The 25,524-nt window shown below is 40.2% G+C and carries 19 protein-coding genes, 1 tRNA gene and 1 CRISPR repeat array; of the genes, 7 read left to right on the top strand and 13 right to left on the bottom strand.

Going from position 1 to position 25,524, the window contains the following annotated elements:
- Positions 1–7: 7 nt before the first annotated feature.
- Complete coding sequence (locus TPSD3_RS08070) at positions 8–229, bottom strand: hypothetical protein (RefSeq protein ID WP_086488049.1); 222 nt, start codon at positions 227–229, stop codon at positions 8–10.
- A 361-nt stretch (positions 230–590) separates the two neighbouring features.
- Between TPSD3_RS08070 and ccoG the strand changes: the two genes are divergently transcribed.
- The 3 genes from ccoG to TPSD3_RS08055 all read left to right on the top strand — a co-directional run bounded on the left by ccoG (position 591) and on the right by TPSD3_RS08055 (position 3,400).
- A complete protein-coding gene (ccoG, locus tag TPSD3_RS08065) occupies positions 591–1,997 on the top strand; it encodes a cytochrome c oxidase accessory protein CcoG (protein ID WP_086488048.1) in 1,407 nt (468 codons plus the stop codon).
- Between the two features lie 110 nt (positions 1,998–2,107).
- Positions 2,108–2,611: a FixH family protein gene (locus TPSD3_RS08060; RefSeq protein WP_086488047.1), complete on the top strand. Its 504-nt coding sequence runs from the start codon at positions 2,108–2,110 to the stop codon at positions 2,609–2,611.
- Positions 2,612–2,620: 9 nt separating this feature from the next.
- Positions 2,621–3,400 (top strand): sulfite exporter TauE/SafE family protein, encoded by a 780-nt coding sequence (locus tag TPSD3_RS08055; protein ID WP_086488046.1) that lies wholly within the window; start codon positions 2,621–2,623, stop codon positions 3,398–3,400.
- 155 nt (positions 3,401–3,555) lie between these two features.
- Here TPSD3_RS08055 and TPSD3_RS08050 read toward each other — a convergent pair whose 3' ends face one another.
- The 5 genes from TPSD3_RS08050 to TPSD3_RS08030 form a co-directional block, all read right to left on the bottom strand.
- Positions 3,556–5,508 (bottom strand): transglycosylase SLT domain-containing protein, encoded by a 1,953-nt coding sequence (locus TPSD3_RS08050; RefSeq protein WP_086488045.1) that lies wholly within the window; start codon positions 5,506–5,508, stop codon positions 3,556–3,558.
- A gap of 55 nt (positions 5,509–5,563) precedes the next feature.
- Positions 5,564–7,633 (bottom strand): putative bifunctional diguanylate cyclase/phosphodiesterase, encoded by a 2,070-nt coding sequence (locus tag TPSD3_RS08045; RefSeq protein ID WP_086488044.1) that lies wholly within the window; start codon positions 7,631–7,633, stop codon positions 5,564–5,566.
- Positions 7,634–7,758: 125 nt separating this feature from the next.
- Positions 7,759–8,364 (bottom strand): YdbL family probable chaperone protein, encoded by a 606-nt coding sequence (locus tag TPSD3_RS08040; protein WP_086488043.1) that lies wholly within the window; start codon positions 8,362–8,364, stop codon positions 7,759–7,761.
- Between the two features lie 18 nt (positions 8,365–8,382).
- Positions 8,383–10,458, bottom strand: coding sequence for a hypothetical protein (locus TPSD3_RS08035; RefSeq protein ID WP_086488042.1), 2,076 nt, complete (start codon positions 10,456–10,458; stop codon positions 8,383–8,385).
- A 19-nt stretch (positions 10,459–10,477) separates the two neighbouring features.
- Positions 10,478–11,212, bottom strand: a complete 735-nt coding sequence (locus TPSD3_RS08030) for a lysozyme inhibitor LprI family protein (RefSeq protein WP_086488041.1) — start codon at positions 11,210–11,212, stop codon at positions 10,478–10,480.
- 468 nt (positions 11,213–11,680) lie between these two features.
- Here TPSD3_RS08030 and TPSD3_RS08025 point away from each other — a divergent pair, with 468 nt between their 5' ends.
- Complete coding sequence (locus TPSD3_RS08025; RefSeq protein WP_086488040.1) at positions 11,681–12,556, top strand: phosphoribulokinase; 876 nt, start codon at positions 11,681–11,683, stop codon at positions 12,554–12,556.
- 240 nt (positions 12,557–12,796) lie between these two features.
- Positions 12,797–15,382: a bifunctional aconitate hydratase 2/2-methylisocitrate dehydratase gene (gene acnB / locus TPSD3_RS08020; protein ID WP_086488039.1), complete on the top strand. Its 2,586-nt coding sequence runs from the start codon at positions 12,797–12,799 to the stop codon at positions 15,380–15,382.
- Positions 15,383–15,547: 165 nt separating this feature from the next.
- Here acnB and TPSD3_RS08015 read toward each other — a convergent pair whose 3' ends face one another.
- From TPSD3_RS08015 to TPSD3_RS07995, 5 genes are all read right to left on the bottom strand, one after another.
- Positions 15,548–15,964, bottom strand: a complete 417-nt coding sequence (locus tag TPSD3_RS08015) for a hypothetical protein (protein WP_086488038.1) — start codon at positions 15,962–15,964, stop codon at positions 15,548–15,550.
- 13 nt (positions 15,965–15,977) lie between these two features.
- Positions 15,978–16,139 carry a hypothetical protein gene (locus tag TPSD3_RS17505; RefSeq protein WP_176329788.1) on the bottom strand — a complete coding sequence of 54 codons (162 nt, stop codon included), beginning with the start codon at positions 16,137–16,139 and terminating at the stop codon, positions 15,978–15,980.
- Positions 16,140–16,180: 41 nt separating this feature from the next.
- A complete protein-coding gene (locus tag TPSD3_RS08005; protein ID WP_086488036.1) occupies positions 16,181–16,591 on the bottom strand; it encodes a transposase family protein in 411 nt (136 codons plus the stop codon).
- 2 nt (positions 16,592–16,593) lie between these two features.
- Positions 16,594–17,085, bottom strand: coding sequence for a hypothetical protein (locus tag TPSD3_RS08000; RefSeq protein WP_086488035.1), 492 nt, complete (start codon positions 17,083–17,085; stop codon positions 16,594–16,596).
- Between the two features lie 141 nt (positions 17,086–17,226).
- Positions 17,227–18,258: an IS630 family transposase gene (locus TPSD3_RS07995; RefSeq protein ID WP_086486662.1), complete on the bottom strand. Its 1,032-nt coding sequence runs from the start codon at positions 18,256–18,258 to the stop codon at positions 17,227–17,229.
- 542 nt (positions 18,259–18,800) lie between these two features.
- Between TPSD3_RS07995 and TPSD3_RS07990 the strand changes: the two genes are divergently transcribed.
- Both TPSD3_RS07990 and TPSD3_RS07985 read left to right on the top strand, forming a co-directional pair.
- Positions 18,801–20,117, top strand: a complete 1,317-nt coding sequence (locus tag TPSD3_RS07990; protein WP_086488034.1) for an FAD-binding oxidoreductase — start codon at positions 18,801–18,803, stop codon at positions 20,115–20,117.
- A 121-nt stretch (positions 20,118–20,238) separates the two neighbouring features.
- Positions 20,239–20,442, top strand: coding sequence for an Alvin_2107 family globule sulfur oxidation protein (locus tag TPSD3_RS07985; RefSeq protein WP_086488033.1), 204 nt, complete (start codon positions 20,239–20,241; stop codon positions 20,440–20,442).
- A 90-nt stretch (positions 20,443–20,532) separates the two neighbouring features.
- On the opposite strand, the gene TPSD3_RS07980 is transcribed toward TPSD3_RS07985, so the two are convergent.
- Both TPSD3_RS07980 and TPSD3_RS07975 read right to left on the bottom strand, forming a co-directional pair.
- Entirely contained in the window at positions 20,533–22,836 is a 2,304-nt protein-coding gene (locus TPSD3_RS07980; RefSeq protein ID WP_176329787.1) for an AMP-binding protein, read from the bottom strand.
- Positions 22,837–23,261: 425 nt separating this feature from the next.
- Positions 23,262–25,079: direct repeats of the CRISPR family, unit length 28 nt; unit sequence CTTTCTACCCCAAACGGGAAATTGAAAC.
- Between the two features lie 365 nt (positions 25,080–25,444).
- A tRNA-Pro gene (locus TPSD3_RS07975) sits at positions 25,445–25,521 on the bottom strand.
- Between the last annotated feature and the right edge of the window lie 3 nt (positions 25,522–25,524).

Here is a 25,524-nt window from a genome sequence, read left to right as displayed (position 1 = left end):
ATAAATCCTATCTTTTTGGTATATAAACCCAATAATCATTATCGCCCTGATTTAAACGCGCCGCTTGACCGATTTCAATTTGTTCTTGATCTTCTTTTTCCAGCGACAATACCGAAGGAATATAAGGCGAAGCGGCCGCCCCTCCCAAACTAAAAGCCCGCAATTGTTGACCGTCATGATAGGCTAATATGCTGGTGGTGGTGCCGAAATCTAAACCTAAATGCTGCATTATAAAAGGTCTTTATGAAGAATGAGGACGAGGATTGGCCGTGATATTTTTCGGTAAAAATATTTTATAATCAAAAAGTTATATTGATTTTTTCTGCTCTATTTTACAGATTCTGGCATTCTAACAGCTTGCACCCCGCACGACAAGAGGAGAAAAAATGAAGGTTTTTATTTTTCAATCGCAAAAAATAGTAATAGGTTAATGTCAAGAAACCGATTTTTGTTTTAACATGCGGTTATCGGAAAGTTGATAAACCCAACGATGTAGATAAACGCACTTATTCACGCGCAATTTATCTGTGATGGGTCGGTGAATTATCCGTGTTTTTTTGTTTATTTAAGTAAAGATTGCCTGAGCTATTATGAAACCATCAAACGAATCTCATGATGCGGCTGTTGAAGATGTTCAACAGACTTTATACGCAAAACATCAAAAAATTTATCCCCGTAAAGTCACTGGGTTATTTGCTAATTTAAAAATCACCAGTGTCTTGGTGTTATTGGGAATTTTTTATATTTTTCCTTGGATACAATGGGGAGAAAGACAAGCGGTTTTATTTGATTTGCCAGCACGTCAATTTTACGTGTTTGGTTTAGTGTTTTGGCCGCAGGATTTTATTTATTTGGCGTTTTTACTGATTATTGCAGGCTTATCGCTGTTTTTCTTTACGGCATTAGCGGGACGATTATGGTGTGGTTTTGCTTGCCCGCAAACGGTATGGACGGAAGTTTTTTTGTGGATTGAGCGCATGGTGGAAGGCGACCGCCCGCAACGCATGAAATTGGATAAAACCAGTTTAGATGCGCGTAAATTGCGTTTAAAAGCCACTAAACATACACTATGGATTCTCTTCTCTCTTTTTACAGGATTTACTTTTATTGGCTATTTTACGCCGATTCGGGACTTGGCCGCAGGGTTGTATCCTTATCAATTAAGTGGTTGGGAAACATTTTGGATGTTTTTCTATGGTTTTGCCACTTATGGTAATGCGGGTTGGATGCGCGAACAAGTGTGTACTTACATGTGTCCTTATGCCCGTTTCCAAAGTGCCATGTTTGATAAAGACACCATGATTATCGCCTACGACACCAAGCGCGGTGAACCCCGTGGTTCGCGTAAACGTGGCGAAGATTACCAAGCAAAAGGTTTGGGTGAATGTATTGATTGTACCATGTGTGTGCAGGTTTGCCCGACGGGTATTGACATTCGCAACGGTTTGCAATATCAATGTATTAGCTGTTCGGCCTGTATTGATATTTGTGACGAAGTCATGGACAAAATGAATTATCCCAAAGGGTTAATTCGCTATACAACTGAACACGCCTTGTCAGGTACGCCCACACATATTTTTCGTCCGCGTATTTTCGTTTATGGTGGTTTATTGTTGCTGTTAATGGCGATTTTAGTGGTCGCTATTGCAACGCGCAATCCTGTGCAATTAGATGTGATGCGTGATCGTGCCAGTTTGTATCGAGAAACGCCTCAAGGTTTAATTGAGAATGTCTATATTGTTAAAGCGATTAATAAGAGTAATATCACCCGCAGTTTTGAATTAACGGCCAGTGGTTTGGACGGTGTTCAAGTGGTTTTAGATCGGGAAATTATGGTGGAAGCGGGTGGTGTATTGGATGTGCCTGTGAGTTTAGTGGTTGCACCTAAAGCGATTCCTGAACGCAGCAACACGGTGATGTTTAAATTAACCGCTAAAGATGATCCCAATTTGAGCAATGAAGAAGAGGCTCGTTTTTTGGGGCCAGTTTATCGTTAAGCGGCTTTTCTACCGATGATTCCGTATTGAAATAACACCGCATGAGCGGTGTTATTTTTTGGCAATGAAATCAGCCGCTTTTTATTTTTCACAAACAGAGGAAATAGAACGTGACAGCATCGAAAAAAGCATGGTATTCAGAGCCTTATGTCTGGTTAATGATTGCGATTCCCTTCAGTGCAGTGATAATGGGTTTTTTTATGCTGCGTTTAGCCATTAACAGTGATGATGGGGTGGTGGTTGATGATTATTATAAGCAAGGTCTAGCGATTAATGAACGTTTAGAGCGAGAGCAAATGGCGCAGCAATTGGGATTGCGGGCGGAGGTGGATTTTAAACCCACACAGCAGGTTATCTTCGTTTCTTTAGAAGCGCAAGCAAAAGATTATAATTTGCCTGCGCAATTGGAATTGCGTTTTTTACATCGCACGCAAGCAGGACATGATCGCACGGTGATATTAAAACGCATTGCCGATACGTTATATCAAGCTGATTTACCGCAATTAATTGCGGGCAATTGGTACTTGCAATTAACTACAGACGACTGGCGTATGTTGAAATCGGTCACGTTACCGCGTCAAACGCCTGTTGAAATTTTACCTGAGCTTTCTTAATTTTTTATTATGATGACACAAGAATTTTCTTTATTAACGGCCTTTATGATGGGGTTATTGGGATCGGTGCATTGTATTGGCATGTGTGGGGGCATTGTGGGGGCATTAACGATGGGATTAGGGGAAAATATTCGCCAATCTCAATTAAAATTAATGCCTTATTTAGCCGCTTATAATATTGGCAGAATAACCAGTTATTCTATTGCGGGCATTCTCGTTGGTTTCCTCGGATCGCAATTCACGCAATTATTGCCAGAACCCATGTTAATTGGGCGTTTATTTGCGGGTGTTTTTATGATCATTTTGGGATTATATATCGCGGAATGGTGGCGGGCTTTGGGTTGGTTAGAGCGGGGTGGGGCGTATTTGTGGCGACAAATTGAGCCATTGGGACGGCGTTTTTTACCCGTAAAAAATTTACCTCATGCGTTGGCTTTGGGTTTGGTGTGGGGGTGGTTGCCTTGTGGTTTGGTGTACGGCGCGTTGGCGTTGTCGTTGGCTTCAGCGAGTGCGACACAAGGCGGTTTGTTAATGTTGGCGTTTGGTTTAGGCACGTTGCCCACACTGGTGACGATTGGCAGTGCCGCGTCGTGGTTAAACCGAATCACTCGTAAAGCAATTGTGCGGCAAACGATGGGTTTATTGATTATATTATTCGGTTTATACACCCTCTTTGCGCCACATAAACACGGCAGTCACGGTAAACATCATGCTCCCGCGCCCGCACAGCAGCAACCCCTTGAAAAGGAAGCAATGCCACAGGGAGAAGTAGGACATCAGCATCATTAAAAAATGACCCTGAATCATGATGTTCAGGACTAATCCATTCCGACAATAAATGTTATCTCGTCCCCACACGCCGAGCCTGTAAAAGAACTCCTAAAAGCCCCATTTTTTCGTTCGTAAGCTCAGGTTTCGGCATGTGGGAATGAGGAAAAACAAGATTAGCGCGAACAATACCCATCTAAAGATAAACGTAAAGGCTGAGTTTCGGTACGGCGTAATTGACTTTCAAAAATCCGCGTATAAAACAATACTCGTTTCACATAAGTACGGGTTTCTTCAAAGGGAATTAATTCCACAAAAACATCCGTAGGCAAACAACCGTTGTCCTGCGCCCAACGTTTGGCGCGGCCGGGACCTGCATTATAAGCGGCGGTGGCTAACATATAATTGCCATTAAAACTCTGCAACATTTGTTTTAAATAAGCCGTTCCTAATAAGACATTATTATCCAGTTTCAAAATGTCGTTATTATTACTAATCGACAAGCCAATTTTACGCGCCACATAACGTCCCGTTGTGGGCATTAATTGCATCAAACCTAAAGCCCCCGCATGAGAACGCGCCGAGTGCATAAACGCACTTTCTTGGCGCGTAATGCCATAAACCCAAGCCAAATCTAATTGCTGCGATTTTGCACCATTTAATAATTCATCATAATAAGCCAGCGGAAAACGCACATTTAAATCATCATAAAAACCCGCTTGCGCCATCGTAAAAATAGCCCGATCATACCACCCCCAACGATTCGCCAATAAAGCGGCAATTGCCACTTGTTCATTCGGCAAACGTTTCATTAAATATTGCCATTCGCGGCGGGCATGAGTTTGCAAATCCAAATGATAAAATTCTTGTGCCGCCGCCATGCTGGGATGTTTCAACAATTGTGCTTCTTTTGCAGGAGAACTGGGCGTTGGAATATGCAGCACATTGTGCGGCAATTTAAGCTGATCCGCCGCAAGAAAACCGTAATAATCCCGCTCCTTTGCTAATAAACTTAATAACGTTTTTCCCTCATTTCCTTCCCCATCTTTCTTACCTGTTTGCATTAAAGCCCGCGCATACCAATAACGCCATTGATAATCACTTTTTTCATCTTCAGATAATTCCATCACCAAATCAGCAATGGCTGCCCAATCTAATTGTCTTAATGCAGAATGAAAACGAAATTCATGCAATCGTGGCGTTAATTCATCTTCAAATAAAGCCGTAATTAACGCATAAGCATCAGGATGTTTTTGTTGCTGTGCGGCGAGGGCTAATGCGGTTTTTATCGCGCCCAATTGCGCCACATCAAAAGCATAACGAGACCGCAAAGTTTGCCAATGGCGATTGGCTTCGCTGTAATTATTTTTAGCAATTAAACCAATGCCATGCACAATAATATCGCGTGCCATCGGGTGATCGCTGGCATTAAATTGACTTAATGTCGTGGCTGCATTGCGGTGCATAGATTGCCATAAAGGAATCCATTGCGCTTGGTGAGAATCGCGGAATTGATCGCCCAAACGAGTGGCAAAAGTCACCTCTCCATTCGCCATGGCCAAATGAATGCGTTGCCAAATTAAATCATCGCTAATAAAACCCTGTTGACTCAACGCATTAAACGCAGGATCACAGGCCGCAGGCTGCGATTTACCGACCAACCATAACGACATCGCCTCATCTTTTAAATTATCAATATTCTGCCCGACATTAAGACGCGCCGTTAAATAATGACAACGCAATGTCACTAAATCATCGTCTAAAGTATGTCCGTGCATTGCCGTAACAAAAGTTGGCCAATCATTACGTTTTGCCAATACATACAACCACTTACGACGCAATAAATCACCATGTCCCGTATCGCCATAAGGCGTTAAAAAGCCAAGCAATTCAGTATTGCTTAACGTTTCAACTTGCGGTTCTAAATAACGATATTGCAAATAAAAATAAAGGGGATAATTCGTCAATTGCTCGCTCAGATTTAAAAAAGAATGAATATCTTTTTTATCTAAAGCCTGTTGTGCTTGCACAAATAAAGCGCGTTGTTGTCCTAAAGTATTGGCGTGTGCCAACGAATTAAAACAGATAAATATCAAGCTGAATAACAGCCAATAAATTCGTGTGGTCATAAAAGAAATCCTGCCTATATTATAAGTGGGAGTAGGAATAAAATTAAAATAATGGCTATAATCTAGTTTTGCCTTGCATCATACGAATATATTGTTTGCCCCATTCCAATAATGTTTCTGCCTCCAAAGGTGGTGCGTAAAAATAACCCTGTACAAAATCACAGCCGTGATCAATGAGAAAATCGCGCTGCTCATCTTTCTCAACGCCCTCCGCAATGACCGTTAAACCCAAAGCATGCGCCATATCAATAGTCGCCACAGTAATGGCGGCATCTTCTGCCGTTGTTACAATGCCTTTAATGAAGGAATGATCAATTTTAATGGCATCCACAGGAAAGCGTTTTAAATAATTTAAACAAGAATAACCTGTGCCAAAATCATCAATCGTCACTTTAAAACCAATATCTTTAAAAATACCCAATGTTTTTACCGTTGATTGCACATCTTCTAATAACAAACTTTCCGTAATTTCTAAAGCCAAATTCTCTGGAGAGACATTAGCCATTTTAACCGCATCAACAATTGAACGAATTAAATTACTATTACGAAATTGATGCGGCGATAAATTAATAGCAACGCTATTTAAATATAAATCGGCATGTTGCCAATGTTTTAATTGTTGGCAGGCGGTTTGTACAATCCATTCGCCTAATTTAACAATTAAACCTGTGTCTTCTAGTACATTAAGAAACTCAAAAGGCAGAATTAAACCATTTTGCGGATGTCGAAAGCGAATTAAAGCCTCCACTCCCACTAACTGCTCGGTTTGCAATTCGATTTGCGGTTGATAAAATAACACAAAATCTTGTTGTTCTAAAGCGCGATGAATATCCGTTTCAATTTGTAAGCGGGACATGGCTTCAGTGTGCATGGTTTTATTAAAAATTGCATAGCAAGATTTACCCATGCGTTTGGCGTGAAACATGGCGGTGTCGGCATCGCGCAATAAGTCGGCACTTTCTCCCGTCTTTGAGTCGTAAGCAATGCCAATGCTGGCCGAGGCAATTAATTCATAACCGTCTAAAACAAATGTGCGGCTTAATTCTTGATTAATAAAATTGGCTAAACGGCTGGCTGTTTCTAAACTTTCTATTCCTTCTAATAAAATCATAAATTCGTCGCCACCCGAACGCGCTAATAACGCATTTTCAGGCAAACAATTTTGCAAACGATGCGCCGTTTCCATTAACACCCAATCGCCCATGTCATGCCCTAAACTTTCATTAATCACCCGAAAACGATCCAAATCTAAAAATAAAACTGCCACGTGATAATTAGAACGAGAATGGGCGCGTTGAATGGCTTTTTCTAAATACTCAATAAATAATTGTCGATTCGGTAATCCCGTTAAAGGATCGTTTAAATTAGCATGTAATAATTGTTGTTCAATTAATTTATGTTCGGTTAAATCTCGCCCTTCAATTAATATCCAATTAACACGCTCATCCGATAAGCAAATTGGAGTCATGGTGACATCAATGGTTACAGACTCTTCAGGAGGATTGTCGATGTTAATTTCATAGCGCACAAAACGATTTTTTTGCGCCGTTTCAAACATACTGCGCAATTGGGCTTGCGTTTGGGGGCGACGTAAAGCCAGCGGCGTTTCCCATAAAATTAATTCTTTAATGTCGCTGCGAATATCGAGAAATTGACGCGCTGCTTGATTGACCTCTTTTAAATAACCATCACGGTCTAAAAGAGCCATAAAAGTAAAAGCATGATCGAAAATTAAACGAAATTGTTGCGTTTCAGCATGACAAGATAATAAACTTTTTAATCGCTCATAACTGGGTAAAATTTGTTTCCAAGAAAACTTCTCTTTATCTAATAATTCAAAATGCAAGTCATTGAAATAATTATTTTTAAAAACCTGCCCTGATAGCGTTAAAAAAATGAGGGGGGTGGATTTAAGATTTTTTAATGTCGCAGTAAAAGGCAAAGTGCTTAATGTATCGTAATAAGCAATCAGTAATAAATCATAATTATTTTTTTGCAGCATTTGGCTGGCTTTATCATAATTCGGTGCCCAATCCAAAGTTAATATATCACTGGATTCTGCATCTAAGGATTGACGCAATTTTAAATAATCTTGCGCACTTTCTTCAACCAATAAAATATACACAATATAATCCCCAATAGCGGGTTAATGTAAAAAGTAGAAAATAACGAGGGGTAAATGAGAAAAAACGCTGAAATTTATCCCAAATAAACTCCAGCGTGTTTTATGCCATAATGGTGCAAAACGACTTATTTTTGTCGCCATTGACCGCTATTGTCTTGATACCACCAGCCTTTTTTAGCGCGTTCAATCCAACGGGCAGCAAAAACATTGCGAATTTCTTGTTCCCATTCAGGATGACCATTAGCGCGGGCAATTTCTCGATATAAATCAGTGCGATCTTGGTTTTCTTCATTCACCCAGCGGTTGACATTATTGCGATCTTTTAGTGCAACCACTTTGGAATCGCGCACCGTAATGAAGCCGTCCGCTGTCAAACCAATGGCACCATTGTCATAAAATTGTTCTAAATTTCTATGACGCTCGCTCATTCGACTTTGAATCACTTGAATGGCAGGACTGGAAATGTCGATATTGGCTGAAGCCTGCGCTTCTTGAAGAAAGAAATGAAATAAAACTGAAAAATAAGCAGGAGATAAATCCGATTTTTCAGGCGTTAAAAAAGTAGAATCAGGCATTTTATCTGCGGGGGAATCTGTTCCCCATACTTTATCGATAATTTGATCAGCCGCTTTCTCTGCGGCGGCGGCAGGAAAATAGACGTTAATCGTCACGCAAGCAGTGATGAAAAAACTCGCCCAAATAAGCAAAAAAGAAGGCAAATAACGCATCATAAATCCTCTTAAAAAAAATTACTCAATCACAGGAGTGCGAATATCTTTAATGTGATTAATTCGCTTTAAACGTTCTAATAACACTTTCCAATCGACTTGTTGATTATAACCAATTAAATTAATGCTGGGCAAACCGCCCCCTTTTACAATGTAATAGCCATTATTAGCCGCTGCCACGCCGCGCATTTCACAAATGCCACTACGCAAACGACAGCCCAAGCCTAAGCGTTCATAAGAAAAATTATCAAATAAATTGAGAACGCCCCTAGAAATCGCATTGACCGTGCCACCACCGCCTAAACTGGATAAATTATTGACTGCTTTTTGATTAATTCGGCGTGGCACTTTGCTATTTTCCGAAGTGCTAATAAAAGCATCAAAAGTGATAGGCTGCCAATTGACTAAATGCAAATCTTTAACGTAGCCAGAAACCTCTCCTTCCACTGCGCCAAATTGTTCAAATACTCCCGTTAATGTGCCTAAATTAATACGCTCTAATGCCACATGTGCGAATAATTGCGGCGTTTTGCTAAATGGTTCAATTAAACGCATAGATTGAATATCAATTTTACCATCAAAAACAGCAATACTTAATTCTCCACCGATTTCAATTTGTTTATCTTGATAATAAATCGCGGGAATATGTCCTGAAAATTGTCCTTTTAATGGTGGCCCCCCTAATGCCGTGCTAAATGCTTGCATAGAAATTGGCCAAATTTTTGAACTTAATTGCCATTCTAATTGTTCTAAATTATCCAAATGACGCAAATGCAATTCATTAATTTGCACCGCACCATCTAAAATTGGAATATACCACGGCCGTAATAAGGCTAATTCATGCTGATTAAGTTTAAAGTTAATTTCGCTATTGCCTAATGTCACATTATTAAAAAAATAAGCAGAACGCCAATACAATTGGCTGGGTAAAACCGTTGCAATCGGATCGGATTGCCAATAAAGCTGTCCATTTAAATCGTCTAAACCATAAGTTTTTTCTGCATTTTCTATACTCACATTGGCTATGCTTAATCGTAAATCGACCGTTTCTTTTTTAGAAAATAATAGATTTAAACTGCCCATCAACATTAAAGATTGAAACCCTAAACTTTCTAACCAATTTTGCAAATAAGCCTGATGAAACCACGCTAAATTAGGCAGATTAAGATTGCCTTGCATCTGTTCAATTTCTATTCCCTGTCCCAATTTTAGTACCATTTCCGCATTAAGCCATAATACTTCGGGATGGATTAATTGTATATTTTTCAATTCTAAGCGATTTTTATTAAAAATAAATTTAAATTTTCCTTGTAACTTTCTTGATTCTGTTGCCATATAAAGCGGCTCAATAAATAATTCTCCGCCTTGTTGATTCAATTCCACATCACCTTGCCATTGCTGATCCGTTTTAATCAAGCGGCTATTAAACGCTAAATTAACATTTTCTCCTAAATGATTGCCTTGTTCATTACTAAAATGTGCTTTATGAATATCTCCTGAAAAGTTTAATTGAAGCCGATCTTTTTTCTGTTGTGCGGTTAAATTTAACGCCATTTCTCCTTGCGTTATCGCATAATCAGCTAAAGTCACATCAAACAGTTTATTTAATTGTTGTTGTAATTGAGATAACGCTATTTTTTTTGCATCTAATTCAACTGTCCATTGTTCTGGCGTATAAGCAAAATGAACTTTTAATAAACCACCCGAAAAAGGCAATTGGGGAATAGTCAATTGTATCGCTTTGGTGATTAGATGATAACTAAATGTGATCGCCATTGGTTTTTTAGCAAAAATAGCATGATTTATTTTTAATGTCCCTTGTTGACAGGTCACTTGAGCTTGGCGTTGTTCAATTTTATTACAACGTAAAGTTATATCCAATAACGGTTGTTTTAATACACTTAATTCTAAGCGTTTTATGCTTAATTCTAAGCCAAAACGATGGCTATCTGGAGCGCGAATATCCAGTTCTAATGCCAATTGCTCCACCCGCCAATCTTCTCCACTGACTTGGGCGAAACGAAGTTCTAAAGTTTCTATCGCCCAAGCCGGTGCAAAACTTAGCCACAATAGCAGTAACAGTAAAAATTTAATCATGCAAAATCAAAGGATAGCGTTATGGAATCCGTTGATAACGTTCGCTTGTGCCATCCGCTTCATATAAAATAAGCAGATCATTTTGCAGGCTAATCGTGGTGTATAAATGCAACACTTCGCCTGTGCTGGTGGTGATTAATAATTGTTCATCTTGCAATTGCCAAATTCCCGCTTCAAAAGGCGCATCATTAAGCCAAGAACTAAATTGAGTTTGTCCATTATTGCGGCTGAAATTCAGTTGTAATTGGTAGCCTTCAGTTAAGTTTTTCCACTTGCCAATTAAATCTTCTGCATTCACTAATTCGGCGGGTTGAGCGGGTTGTAAAAAGGGTGTGTTGTAATCGGCTGGAGGAAAAGCCATTTCAGGCGTAGCATTTCCTGTAAAAAGCGTGGCATATTGACGCTTTAAAGTTTCGGTGCGCTGCCAAGTGATTTCAGTTAAACAATCATTTCTTATTGCATCGTAAATAGAACCACCCTTTGCGTCTAACGCATAATGATCGCAGTGGCTATCACGGAATTTAATCCAAGCCAATTGCACTCCCCGTAATGAATCACGTTGAATTTTAGTTAATGTGGGGCGAATAATTTTATAAGCGTCATTTAACGCCTTATCCGCCACTTTATAATTCGCAAGACTACACTCGGTAATCTCCGCTTGGGTGATCGCATCACGACACAATGCTTCACGGTTATCTTCCGCACCCGCAGCAACAGGTAAAAAACACAATAACAACAGCCAATAACGCAACATGGTGACTCCTCAAAACAAATGGTGAATAAGAAATAATAATGGTGATCAGTCTATCATGTTGCCCCCTTCTCTGGATCAAAACAATCCTATCCCAAGCCACTGTAAACAATCAGCAAATCATAAACGATAAATTATTTATATGCCAAAAATTATAAAAAATTATGTCAATTTGAATATACTTGATACTGCAAGGGTTTTTGCAAAAAAACACACTTTTTTACAAAAATCCCCTATTGACCTTTTGAATATAAGCCGTTAATAATAAAATAATGTCAGCTCAATCACCCGCTGCTGACTCGTCACCCAGTCTCCATTTGCACATCCGCAAGCACAGACCGTGTCTATCCTAAAATCAAAAATTTTAAGAAAAAATGGCTTTAGACATGCCACCATACATTTAACTTATTGCTGGTTAAGTTTAAATAGGGTTATTTATTCATTATTTTGCTTTACTTGAGGGGGGTTATCATGTCAGTTGAACATCCAATTATTTCTGTTACAGGCTCTTCCGGTGCGGGAACAACCACTGTGAAAAAAGCCTTTGAAGACATGTTTCGTCGTAAAAAAATCAAGGCCGCTGTCGTAGAAGGCGATAGTTTTCATAGCCTTGATCGTCAAGAAATGAAACAAGCCATCAAAATCGCCGAGCAAGAAGGGCGCAATATGAGCCATTTCGGAGCTGATGCGAATTTGTTTGATAAATTAGAAGAATTATTCCGTACTTACGCCAAAACTGGTACGGGAATGAAGCGTTATTATTTGCACAACGAGGTTGAAGCCGCGCCATTCGGACAACAACCCGGCACGTTTACCCCGTGGGAGCCGCTGCCTGAAAATACCGATTTATTGTTTTACGAAGGTTTGCATGGTGGTATTATTACGGATAAGGTAGATGTGGCACAATGGGTGGATTTGTTAATTGGGGTGGTGCCGATTATTAATTTAGAGTGGATTCAAAAGATTAGCCGTGATTGTGCGGAGCGTGGTTATTCGGCTGAAGCGGTCACACATACTATTTTGCGTCGTATGCCTGATTATATCAACTACATTGTGCCGCAATTTTCCCATACGCATATCACATTCCAACGCGTGCCATTGGTAGATACGTCTAATCCTTTTATCGCTCGTGATATTCCCACAGCCGATGAAAGTTTAGTGGTCATTCGTTTTAATAAATACCGCGATCAGGATTACACTTATTTATTGTCAATGATTCACGGTTCTTTCATGTCGCGTCCTAATACGTTAGTGGTGCCGGGGGGACGCATGGGTTTTGCGATGCAAGTGATTTTCCAACCGATTTTAGATGAATTAATGGAGAAAAAACGCAAGGCTTATCGTTAATTATCGTTCGTTTTTCTCGTGATTGATAACAAGGGCATGTCGAATAGTACAATTCTGACATGCCCTTGTGTATTTTTCTAACGCGGTAAAAATAGGTTAAAAAAGATGAGGCTATACAAATAAGGTAAATTTATTGTTATCATTAGCGTCCGTAAAATTTCCATACCGCAAACGTTCGCAACGGCGTATAATGGAACGTTTTAGATGCACTTTTGTCACAAGACCAGAGGATGAAACACCGTGTTAGAAGCCTATAGAAAACATGTCGCAGAGCGTGCCAGTGAAGGACTCCCCCCACTGCCCTTGAATGCTGAACAAGTCGCGCAATTGGTTGAATTATTAAAAAATCCCCCCGCTGGCGAAGAACAAACGCTGGTCGATCTGTTGACACATCGTGTTCCGCCGGGGGTGGATCAGGCTTCCTATGTGAAAGCAGGATTTTTGGCCGCCATCACGCAAGGACAAGCCAACACGCCCCTGATCAGCAAACAACGTGCGGCTGAACTACTCGGCACGATGTTGGGTGGTTACAATATTCAGCCTTTGATCACGCTGTTAGACGATAAAGAATTAGCTCCGATTGCCGTTAAAGCCTTATCCCACACTTTGTTAATGTTTGATGCTTATCATGATGTGGTAGAGAAGTTTAAAGCCGGCAATCCCCACGCAAAAACCGTAATCGAATTTTGGGCAGCCGCGGAATGGTTTACCAGTAAACCTGTTTTGGCTGAGGCCATTCAAGTGGTGGTGTTCAAAGTTCCCGGCGAAACCAATACGGATGATTTGTCGCCCGCTTCCGAAGCCTGGAGTCGTCCTGATATTCCTTTGCACGCCAAAGCGATGTTAATCAGTCGCATGGACAATGCCTTAGAAAAAATTGAATCCTTAAAAGCCAAAGGTCTGCCTTTAGCTTATGTCGGCGACGTGGTTGGCACAGGGTCATCGCGTAAATCGGCAATGAATTCTGTCATGTGGCACATGGGAAATGATATTCCTTTTGTACCCAATAAACGCCAAGGCGGTGTGGTGTTGGGTGGCAAAATCGCCCCGATTTTCTTTAATACCGCTGAAGATGCCGGCGCAATGCCTATCGAATGCGATGTGACTCGCTTAGAAATGGGCGATGTGATCACCATTAAGCCCTACGAAGGCAAAATTTATAACGAAAAAGGCGACGTGATCAGCGAATTTACAGTGCGTCCAGTGACGTTACCGGATGAAGTGCGTGCTGGTGGTCGTATTCCTTTGATTATCGGCCGCGGTTTAACCACGAATGCACGGGCAACACTCGGTTTACCCGCTTTAAATTTATTTATTCAACCCGAACAACCCGCCGACACGGGCAAAGGTTATACGCTGGCGCAAAAAATGGTCGGTAAAGCCTGCGGTTTACCCGGCGTTCGTCCCGGCACCTATTGCGAGCCAAAAATGGCAACGGTCGGTTCTCAAGACACCACCGGCGCAATGACTCGTGATGAATTGAAAGAATTGGCTTGTTTAGGTTTTTCGGCCGATTTGGTTATGCAAAGTTTCTGTCATACTGCAGCGTATCCCAAACCCGTTGATATTAAACTACAACATTCTTTGCCCGAATTTATCCAAAATCGCGGCGGGGTGTCTTTGCGTCCGGGCGACGGCATTATTCACTCATGGTTAAATCGCATGATTCTGCCTGATACGGTGGGTACTGGTGGTGATTCGCATACTCGTTTCCCCATTGGGATCAGCTTTCCAGCGGGATCGGGTTTAGTCGCGTTTGCGGCGGCCTTGGGGGTTATGCCTTTGGATATGCCTGAATCGGTTTTAGTTCGTTTTAAAGGCGAAATGCAACCCGGCATTACTTTACGCGATTTAGTTAATGCCATTCCTTATGCGGCCATTCAAAAAGGCTTATTAACCGTGGCTAAAGAAGGCAAGAAAAATGTATTTTCTGGCCGCGTATTAGAAATTGAAGGGCTGCCTAATTTGAAAGTGGAACAAGCTTTTGAATTGGCCGATGCTTCCGCAGAGCGTTCTGCCAATGGTTGTACGGTGCATTTGAGTAAAGAACCGATTATTGAATATTTAAAATCGAATGTCACTTTATTGCGTTGGATGATTGCCAATGGTTATGGCGATGCGCGCACCATGCAACGTCGTATTGAAGCGATGGAAGCCTGGTTAGCCGATCCGCAATTGTTGCAACCGGATGCCGATGCGGATTATGCCGAAGTGATCGAAATCGATTTGAACGAGATTAAAGAGCCATTATTGGCGTGTCCTAATGATCCCGACGATGTGAAGCCTTTATCTGAAGTGGCGAATACTAAGATTGATGAAGTCTTTATTGGTTCTTGCATGACGAATATTGGTCATTATCGCGCTGCCAGTAAGGTACTGGAAAAGTTAAGTGGTCAAGTGCCAGTGCGTTTGTGGATTTCTCCGCCAACGAAGATGGATCAATACCAATTGACGGAAGAAGGGGTTTATTCGATTTTCGGTAAAGCGGGAGCGCGGATGGAGATGCCGGGTTGTTCTTTGTGCATGGGCAACCAAGCGCGAGTAGCGGACAATGCGACGGTGGTTTCGACATCAACCCGTAATTTCCCCAATCGTTTGGGTAAAGGCGCGAATGTGTACTTGTCCTCAGCCGAATTAGCGGCGGTGGCTGCTAAATTGGGTAAATTGCCGACGGTCGCGGAATATTTAGAAAACGTAGAAATGATCGCGCCTTTGGCCGATAATATTTACCGTTATTTGAATTTCCACGAATTAGAAGCCTACTTTAAAGTCGCCCAAGATGTCGTGGCGAATAAGGAAAAATATATTCCTATTAAAGCGGCGTAATTATTCGGTTTAAAGTTTCTGTTTTTGGAAGGGATAACATGTTGGTTGTGTTATCCCTTTTTTTTGGTTGATTAAAAATGCAGTATATTAGTTTTTCTCTACCATTTTTCTCAAACAAATAACGCCCCGAATTTGGGGCGTTATCTATTTCTAATTTATCTCGATTTAGCTTTTATCATTTGCACGACGAACTAACTCGAATCGTCGCTTATCATAGTGAAAAACAAGTAAACCAGATTCACTGTCCAATAGTGCTAAAATCAAATCAAGAGGCTCTCTGTAATAAGGACTGCCTGAGTCTCTACTTTCCTCTATAATCGGTTCTTTCAACACTTCGACCACTTTACACAATTGATCTTCTTTGGGATATTTTTTGTTCTTCAGTCCCTTTTTCCAGCGTACAATATCACCCTTTTTAAACTCAGGTGTTTCTTCCATAAAGAGATTAAACTTTCTTTCCAGATCGTCTTCATATCTCTCTGGTGATTTCTCTATGCTTTTTTCTTGAAAAAGTTTTCCAAGTTTTTTTAATACATCAACATCTTCGGGAGAAATAGACACATCTGCATTGCCGTTGCTCATTATTTATTAACTCCTAATTGTCTGGGGTAAAATCATCTGTATTTGAAATAGATTGAGTGTCGAGAAAAAGGGCAGTATCAACAGAAAGAGCAACATCAATAAAACTATCCAAATTTGAGCCAAATTCTGTACTGTAATGATCATATTCAGCGACATCACTATCAATTAATCCCATTTCATCAAGGAATTTAAATAGAGTTGTGGTCTCAATTAAAATCAAGTAGTTGTGTTTAATCGGAAGTTATGTAGTCCTGCACAGCAGGACAAAATTTTATCATAAAAATCAAGGCAGTGGATTCTCAATCGGTCTGATAAAATTCTAAATACCTTTACTCCGCAAATTGCATTTTCCACAACAATACGCTTTGAAGATAGAATTCTATTCTCCTCTTTTTGTTCTCGAGTAAGCGGCTTATTTTTGGATTTCTTGTGAGGAAAACACACCGATTTACAATCATATTGTTTATCCATACCTAAAAAATCTAAATCAACTAAAATATTAGACTCAATAAAATATTTTTTATCTGGAGAAAGCATTTTCTTTAACACGTTAAAATCATGGCATTTACCATTTACAGGATGGCTTATATACAAAATTTCTTTAAGTTCATTAACAATCACTAACATCTTTACTGTGTGAGTTTTTTTTTACCCGAATAAAATTCCTTTTGGATTTCTTTATCCGATGGACGTTGTATATCTTGCTCTGTCACATCAATAATCAACTCCTCTATATCGGAAAAATAGGCTTTAAAATCATCGATATTGTCTATGTCTCTGGCAGGCATATGCTTTAAAACACACAAGGCATGAGTTAAAATACGCAAGCCTAATCTCTGCGTTTTCTTGGCGTGAGAACCATCCATACCTGCCATCACACCTAAAGCATCATAAGTTAAACTTTGCTTTAAACTGGTTAGCGTAAATAACAATAATTCTCTCTCGCTATTAATGCAGTAAGTGGCTTTATCATTCATCAATCTTGATTTCAGAGTTGCACCTTGCAAAACGAGATAAGATTCTTTAAAAACTTCCAGCAGTATATCAAACTGCTTTGCATCCAGAGCGATTAAGGCTCTCCATTGTCTGGTTGTGTTTTTATTTGTCAGATTGAAATTCATTTTGATACTCCTTTTTGGAATCGGTTGATACTGGATTTTTTTGATACCACAAGTCTAATGATATTTCTAAAGATTTTTTTGCCTGCTCAAATATACCAAAATTATGTGAGATATAAAAACAAATTAAGTTTTAATATCTAGCTAGATATTAGGTATAAGATACTGTTTAATTTTATTAAACTTAAACACTTTACCTGACAAAAAGGTCTCAAACATACTAGTGACTTCTTTAAAGCTTGATAGACGATGAAAATTCTTTCTGACCCAATTCTTACCTTGAAGCCAAATATCCTCGACTGGATTTTGCTCTGGGGCATTGGGCGCAAATCTTAATAAACGAACTTTCCATTCTGATTCTGGAAGTCCCCCATTTAATTTCTCTAAATAAGTTCTTAAACCTTCAGAACGATGATAACTTGCACCATCCCAAATAATCACATGACGGGCTTCTTTATATCTGTAAATGAGCCAGTTAATAAAGTCTATCGTATATTTTGTATCAGCTTTCTTTGCCCTATCTAAAATAAATTCTCCCGTATAAATATTCACCGCTCCATACCACGTTTGAGAAGTGCGATAATTACTCATCTTTATTGACGTTCTTTCTCCTTTTTTCGACCAAACATAACCACAAATATCTCCCCACAACTGATGGCTTTCGTCTTGCATCCAGTACATTACCTCTCCACTTTCTATCTGTTCACGCTCCTTATCTATTAAATCCTTAATCTCTTTTTTTTTAGCTTCTACTTTTACCTCATCTTTTGCCGAATTCTCTTTGTGTGTCTTCTTATAACTTAAATTCGCTTCTTCTAATAATTTAGTATAAGAAGTATTTGAAGAATAGAAAACATCATACTCCTCTTTTAAGTATCTCTTTAGTTCCTCTATTGTTATTGTCTTCTTTTCTTGTATCCAATTAATCACATCTTCTCGTTCACGCGGCTTTAAATACCCTGGCGAGCCTTTATACGCTAACTTTAATCCTTCCACCCCTGACGCTAAATAAATGGCTTTCCATTTATCCACAAATTGCACACTGACACAACACGCTAAAGCCGCTTCCGCACGCACAAAACCAAGCAAAGACATTCTTACTGCCATCGCTCGCTTCACTTCTCTCGCTTCACCTGTTGACATTAACTCTTCTAAATCTTCATATCTCTTGTTCATTATTCTCTCCTATTTAAAAAGTATTATTATACGACTCTGAAAAAATTGGTATATACCAAAAAGATAGGGTTCGTAGAATTCTTATTTTGTCAGAATCAGAATTTACAGACACAAGAATTTTCAAAATTTATTCTTGCAAGTCGCTTATTTTAAACAGATTTTTTATTCTTTAATTCTGAAAATCATGAAATTCTGTAAATTCTGATTCTGACAGAAAAAATTTTATGAATGACTTAATTTTGGTATATCAATCTGTTTTTCCTAGTAAACGCCATCATGCTGTTTTCTCGTTTCCTCGTTCTCACATGCCATGTGGGAATGCAGTCCAGACGCGTCGCGCCAGGAATTAAACACGATTCTGTATCTATCCTTGTTTATACTCGACGTGGCACGTCGTGACGGCGTTCCCACATGGCATGTGGGAACGAGATAAAATTAGTACCAGAATAGACTTGTGTAAATACCTTTGCCTAGCAAGGGGAGCGGTAGAAATGCTAATATCCCAGATTATTTCTATTTGGGTAGTTATGAGAGGAATAACGATGCACTGGACAAGCACATACCGCTCTTGGGGCGGTTTTCCACAGGCGGGGGCTTACGTGCATCCGCTGACGTGGATCAGCGAGGAATTACCGCACAGCGAATTACCGCTATTGGCGCGGGGTTTGGGACGGAGTTATGGCGATGTGTGTTTGAATGACGGCGGCATTTTGCTGGATACGTCGGGCTTGAATCGCTTGCAACATTTTGATGAACAACAAGGTTTACTGCGCTGTGAAGCGGGCGTGACCTTGGCGCAAATTCTTGATGACATTGTGCCGCGGGGGTGGTTTCTGCCGACTTCTCCGGGGACGCAATTTGTGACCGTCGGGGGCGCGATTGCCAATGATGTACATGGCAAAAATCATCATCGCGCTGGCACATTCGGCTGTCATGTGACGCAATTTGAATTGTTGCGGTCGAATGGTAAACGGCTGTTATGCTCGCCTGACAGTCACCCGGAATTATTCCGCGCTACAATTGGTGGTTTGGGATTGACGGGCTTGATCACGTGGGCAGAAATTCGTTTACGCCCGATTGTGCATCGGGCAATGTACACGGAAATTATTCCCTTTTCTAATGCCGATGAATTTTTTGACTTGTCGCAACAGTCTGATAGTGAATATGAATACACCATGTCATGGGTAGATTGTAGCGCGACTGGGGATAAATTAGGACGTGGCTTGTTTATGCGCGGTAATCATGTGACAGAAGAAAATAAACCCAAAAAATGGCGCGCCACCTCTCGACAATTCAATATGCCCATTGAGTTGCCGAATTGGGTTTTAAATCGTTGGTCAGTTCAGGCTTTTAATAGTCTTTATTATCATAAACAACGCGGCGTAAAATCGGCAGGTTTATCGGATTATGTGCCGTTTTTTTATCCCTTAGATGCCATTTTAAATTGGAATCGTTTATATGGCAAAACAGGATTTTTACAATATCAATTTGTTCTGCCCATGAGTGAGCAGAAACAATTGCGCGCCATTATGAATTATATTGCGCAAACGGGACAAGGTTCTTTTTTAGCGGTATTAAAGACTTTTGGCGAGGTGGTTTCACCGGGGTTATTGTCTTTTCCTAGGGCGGGATTTACCTTGGCGTTAGATTTTCCCATTCATGGTGCAAAAACGTTTGCTTTATTGGATCGTTTAGATGAAATGGTGATAGACAGTGGTGGCGTGATTTATCCTGCGAAGGATGCGCGTTGGTCGGGGCGTTATTTTCGTCGTTGTTATCCGCAGTGGGAGGTGTTGGCGCGCTATCGGGACAGTGGTTTTAGTTCTAGTTTTTGGCGACGGGTGACGCAGTCAGCGTGAAAACTCAAGGTTGCCATTTTTGACTATAACGTTATATAATGAAGTGCTTATATTAAACAGTGCTGTTTACAGTACGATTTTTGCCAGCGCGTTACAATACTACACCTAAGGAGCAGTTGTCATGGACAAAACTTATTACGAAACGATCAGCACGATGGAAAAGATGAACGTAGATCGTGAATACAGATTAGGCTGGATGGGTGGATATTTAGAGAATCCCATGCGCGAAGAACAACGTTTAACCGAAGCCTACGAAGCGGGCTATGCCGACGGTCAGAAACGGGATACGAAAGGTTTTGAGAAGTGGGTAAGTGCTGCGGCTTAATGCGACAGGTCGCGCCGCAGACACGGTGATGTTCTCGGTTCTCGTCCCCACAAGAGTTGGGGGCGAGACCAATTCGGTAATTATCGCTAATTACAAGTTTTTCTCCCCCTGCCAATAACCAAATAAACGTTGCAACATAAATTGCACGCTTAACCAAATGAACATCCCCCCCATAACAGACACTATTAAATTTAATAAGGGCGAACTAATACCCAAATCTTTATACAAGATATGGATAAAAATCATGTGTGTTAAATAAATATAATAAGCCGAAGCACTTAAATGCTGCATAATATTTTTTACTGCCCGCCACATCGGTACATAAGGCAACCACAATAAGATTAACCCGCCGCCCACAATCCAAATCAATTGGGAAAGTTGTAAATTTAATTCCACCGCAAAAATAATAATAAAAATTAAACTTAACACGATTTTTTGCTGTGTGGTGTGACTAAAGAATAAAACCCAACCCAAAATTAATAACCACATAAACATGTGCGGCACGCGATTGTACAGATAATTTGTGTCCCACACGTCAGGCACGGTTAAACGCAAAACAATCGCTATGGCTAATAAAATTAAACCAAAATGCCAAGGTGAATATTTCGCCCAATTTCTTACCTGCGGTATCGCTAAAATTACAGTAAAAATAACGATACATTGCACCAATAATTGAATAAACCAAGCAGGAAAAATAACATATTGCGTATCCGTTCCCAATAAGTTCCCATATAATAACAAAACCGCAGGATCGTAATAACCTTTATGCGTTTGATAAATCAATGCAACAATTAAATAGGGAACAACTAAATTTTGTAATAACGAAATGATTGGACTTAATAACTTGCCCTGCAATAATTGCGGCCATTGAAAGCGAGAGAAATTTAAACCCGCCACCAAAAACAATAGCATCGCCCCACCGCTGAGAGAAAAACCAAAAGAAAAGCCCGCATGATTAAAAACCACTGAAACAATCGCCAAAGCCCGCAATAACACACTGCTTTCAATACGACAAACTGGGGATTTTTCTGGCACTAATTTGTCCAATTCCGCCAGCGATACCCGCTCCCAATTCGGCGGCAAATAACCCAATTCTCGCTCTACTAGCATAGACAGTTGTACGTAAGACAAAGAGTCGCCACCCAAAGAAACAAAACTGTCTTCTGGCTTTAATTGTTTTAATTTCAATACGTTACAAAAAATAGTTTGTATCGCTGTTTTACCTTGAAGCGAGGGTGATGTTTGCGTTTGCGCTTCAGGAGTGTATTGCGCAGTGATTGCCCGCCGTTGTACTTTGCCGCTGTCGGTTTTAGGTAGCTGATCCAAATGAATAATATGTATTGCGCTTGTGGCGTTAATGTTCATTTGTTGTAGTTTTTCTAAAACGACATTGTATACTTCTGTTTCGTTTGCAGTACAAGCAGGCGTTAGGGCAATTAAAAAGCCATCTCCGTACAAGGCATCTGAGGTACGACAAACGGCTAAACCTTCTTGACAGGATAACGCCGCGTAAACTTGCGTTTCTAATAATTCTGGTGAAACTTTAATTCCCCCACAATTAATCACATCATCTGCCCGACCTTTATAATATAAATAGCCAGATTTGATGTCGCCCATGTCACTGGTAATTAACCAACCCTCTGAATCTTTTAGTGCTTTTTCTTGACCGTCAATCAGATAATTCGCCGCAACATGAGGGCCACGAATCGCAATTCGATGCTCTGGAGTGAGCGTTATTTCAACATCGCCCATCGCAGTTCCAACAGAATCTAATAATTCCCCTTGTTCTTTATGTATTTCTAATAATGTACTGCGAGAAGCTTCAGTAAGTCCGTAGTGCTGTATTATTTTGGCGTGGGGAAATAATTGCTGCATGGCTTGTTTTTCTTGCAAGCTCATGTATTGGCTACCAATTTCTATCCATTTCACTTTTTTGCCCAAATCACCAATCATTTCTTGGTGCGCTAAAAGAATACGCCAAAGACTCGGCACGGCTGAAATGGCATTAATTTCATCGGCTTGCAATAAGTGAGCAATTTCAGCGGGATTAAAATGATGGGGAATAAAAAATCTCCCGCCCGCACTCGCCACCGCCCGACAGCGTCCTAAACCAAAAGAATGGTAAACAGGCACACCAATGTATTCACTAATGCTGTGGTCAACGTGCATTAAATGGTTTAAGCGTTGCACAACATCAGCCAGATTACGATGCGTAAGTAGCACACCCTTAGGCTGCCCTTCTGTGCCAGAAGTAAAATTAATGAGGGCTATGTCGTCGCTGATTATTGGCGTAAACGAAGGCTGCATCCATTGTTCACCTGTTTGAGGCGTAATAATTTCAGTGACTTGGGCAGCTTGAATGCGATAGTCGTCTGTTTGGCTTCGCAAAGGCACAGCAATTTTACCCTCTTGCCAACATGTCAATATTGCCGCGACATATCCCGTATGATTAGTTGCAATAATACCAATTCTCGGCTTTGAGAATATACTATTCTGTGCTTGCATAATTCACCGTTAAAAATTTGGATTAAAATTGTTTACAATAATACTTGACAACAAGTATTTCCATAAGTTTTACAGCTAATTTACCACAAGCCTGCAATGGACAAAACTAATTTTTACAGATGGGAAGAAGGAAAAACGAGATTGGATTGTCTTGTTAAATTTTAATAATAAAAACAATCTGTTATTTTCTCGTTCGCGGAGAAGCGGGTTAAGGACGTAGGAGAGCGAGGAATTTGAACGATTTTAGCGATTCACTAAGTTTCTTGCGGAAGTGGGAAAGGAAAAAATGAAATGAAGAGAATATGAGTTATCGTCTTTCTACCCCAAACGGGAAATTGAAACCAGAAATAATAAAAGGTGCAATCGTGAGCGAGTTACTTTCTACCCCAAACGGGAAATTGAAACATTCTAATAATAAGCGCAAAAGTAATAATGCTCAAACTTTCTACCCCAAACGGGAAATTGAAACCCTTTTCTTCTGGGTTTAGTCTTTTGAAGTTTTCCCTTTCTACCCCAAACGGGAAATTGAAACTCATTTCTAAAAGAAAGATTGAGCCTGAATCTTTACTTTCTACCCCAAACGGGAAATTGAAACTAATAATGGTAAACTTAGTCTTGCTGTCGAAAAGGTCTTTCTACCCCAAACGGGAAATTGAAACAAACGAGCCATACGCAAGTCTGGTGTCACTAAATTTCTTTCTACCCCAAACGGGAAATTGAAACGCAACAAAAGACAATCCCCCCGTCTTAACTCATTTACTTTCTACCCCAAACGGGAAATTGAAACTTTTACTGCTTTGCTATCATCAATAAATGACAAATCTTTCTACCCCAAACGGGAAATTGAAACTTTAAAATCAATGTCAATTCATTGATTATGCTCTTTCTTTCTACCCCAAACGGGAAATTGAAACTTATTAAATTCAGTTGTTTTCCTGCTGGAAAAAGGGCCTTTCTACCCCAAACGGGAAATTGAAACATCAATGTCAATTCATTGATTGATTATGCGCTCTTTCTTTCTACCCCAAACGGGAAATTGAAACGCGGAGCCATCTGAATCACCAGCGGCTATTGCAAACTTTCTACCCCAAACGGGAAATTGAAACATGAGGCATCATCATCCTGACGCAAAGCTGCTATTAGCCTTTCTACCCCAAACGGGAAATTGAAACGGAGCCATCTGAATCACCAGCGGCAAGAGCTAAAGACTTTCTACCCCAAACGGGAAATTGAAACTCAATGTCAAATTCATTGATTGATTATGCTCTTTCTTTCTACCCCAAACGGGAAATTGAAACCTGATAAAGAGCAAGCAACTTGTTGTTAATAATGATCTTTCTACCCCAAACGGGAAATTGAAACACTAATATTTCAGTATTTAGTGGCTTTTTTATTTCTTTCTACCCCAAACGGGAAATTGAAACTGAGGTATTACTAACTGTCAATGATCTGTTATTACCTTTCTACCCCAAACGGGAAATTGAAACTGGCTTTTTTATTTAACTAGATATAGCGGTTTATATTCTTTCTACCCCAAACGGGAAATTGAAACCACTACTGCCCTTCTCAAACAGTCCATACGCAAATCTCTTTCTACCCCAAACGGGAAATTGAAACCGAATTTTGACGCTATCGAGTTAATGATAAAAGAGGCTTTCTACCCCAAACGGGAAATTGAAACGCCCAACGCTGTCGAAGAGCCATCTGAATTATCAGTCTTTCTACCCCAAACGGGAAATTGAAACATCACTATTGTATCTGCGTATAGTAAATATACTATTTCTTTCTACCCCAAACGGGAAATTGAAACCGAACCCATATTAAGTATTATGATGTGGCACGCAGTCTTTCTACCCCAAACGGGAAATTGAAACAACCGTTACACTTGATGAATCACGACCTAAATCGTGCTTTCTACCCCAAACGGGAAATTGAAACAAAGCCTAAAGCTATCGAAAAGCCTAAAAAGCCAAACTTTCTACCCCAAACGGGAAATTGAAACAAATATGCAGAATCACCCATGGGTATTGAGTATAATCTTTCTACCCCAAACGGGAAATTGAAACTTGATTTAAAAGGTACAAAGATTACCGAGTTACCACAACTTTCTACCCCAAACGGGAAATTGAAACCCTCCGAATTATGCGGTTTGGCGGCGTTACGACTAAGTAGCGTAGCACTGAAACACAACGTAACTTGTTGATTTTTCATAGACCGTATAACTCGCTTCAACTTCGACCTCCTACTGTTTTGGCGTAAACGGAGGTCGAAGTTGGGAAAATTATTTCATATTCATCCTAAAAAGTCAAAAAAAACTATCCCAACCCTAAAATAATACAAAATAACCCAAATTTGTCATTCAAAATCCCATTATTCCTGCAAAAGACGCGTACACGGCAGAAAAATGTAAAACAATAAAAACAAAAACAGAGCCATATCTCCACAACAGCAGATAGACCCATAGAAAAAACAACAGAAAAATGAACAAACTGAAAACTGGTCGGGGTGATAGGATTTGAACCTACGACCCTTGCCTCCCGAAGACAATGCTCTACCAGACTGAGCTACACCCCGACT

Source organism: Thioflexithrix psekupsensis (genome assembly GCF_002149925.1).
GTDB lineage: Bacteria > Pseudomonadota > Gammaproteobacteria > Beggiatoales > Beggiatoaceae > Thioflexithrix > Thioflexithrix psekupsensis.
This window is presented reverse-complemented; position numbering and strand designations above follow the sequence as displayed.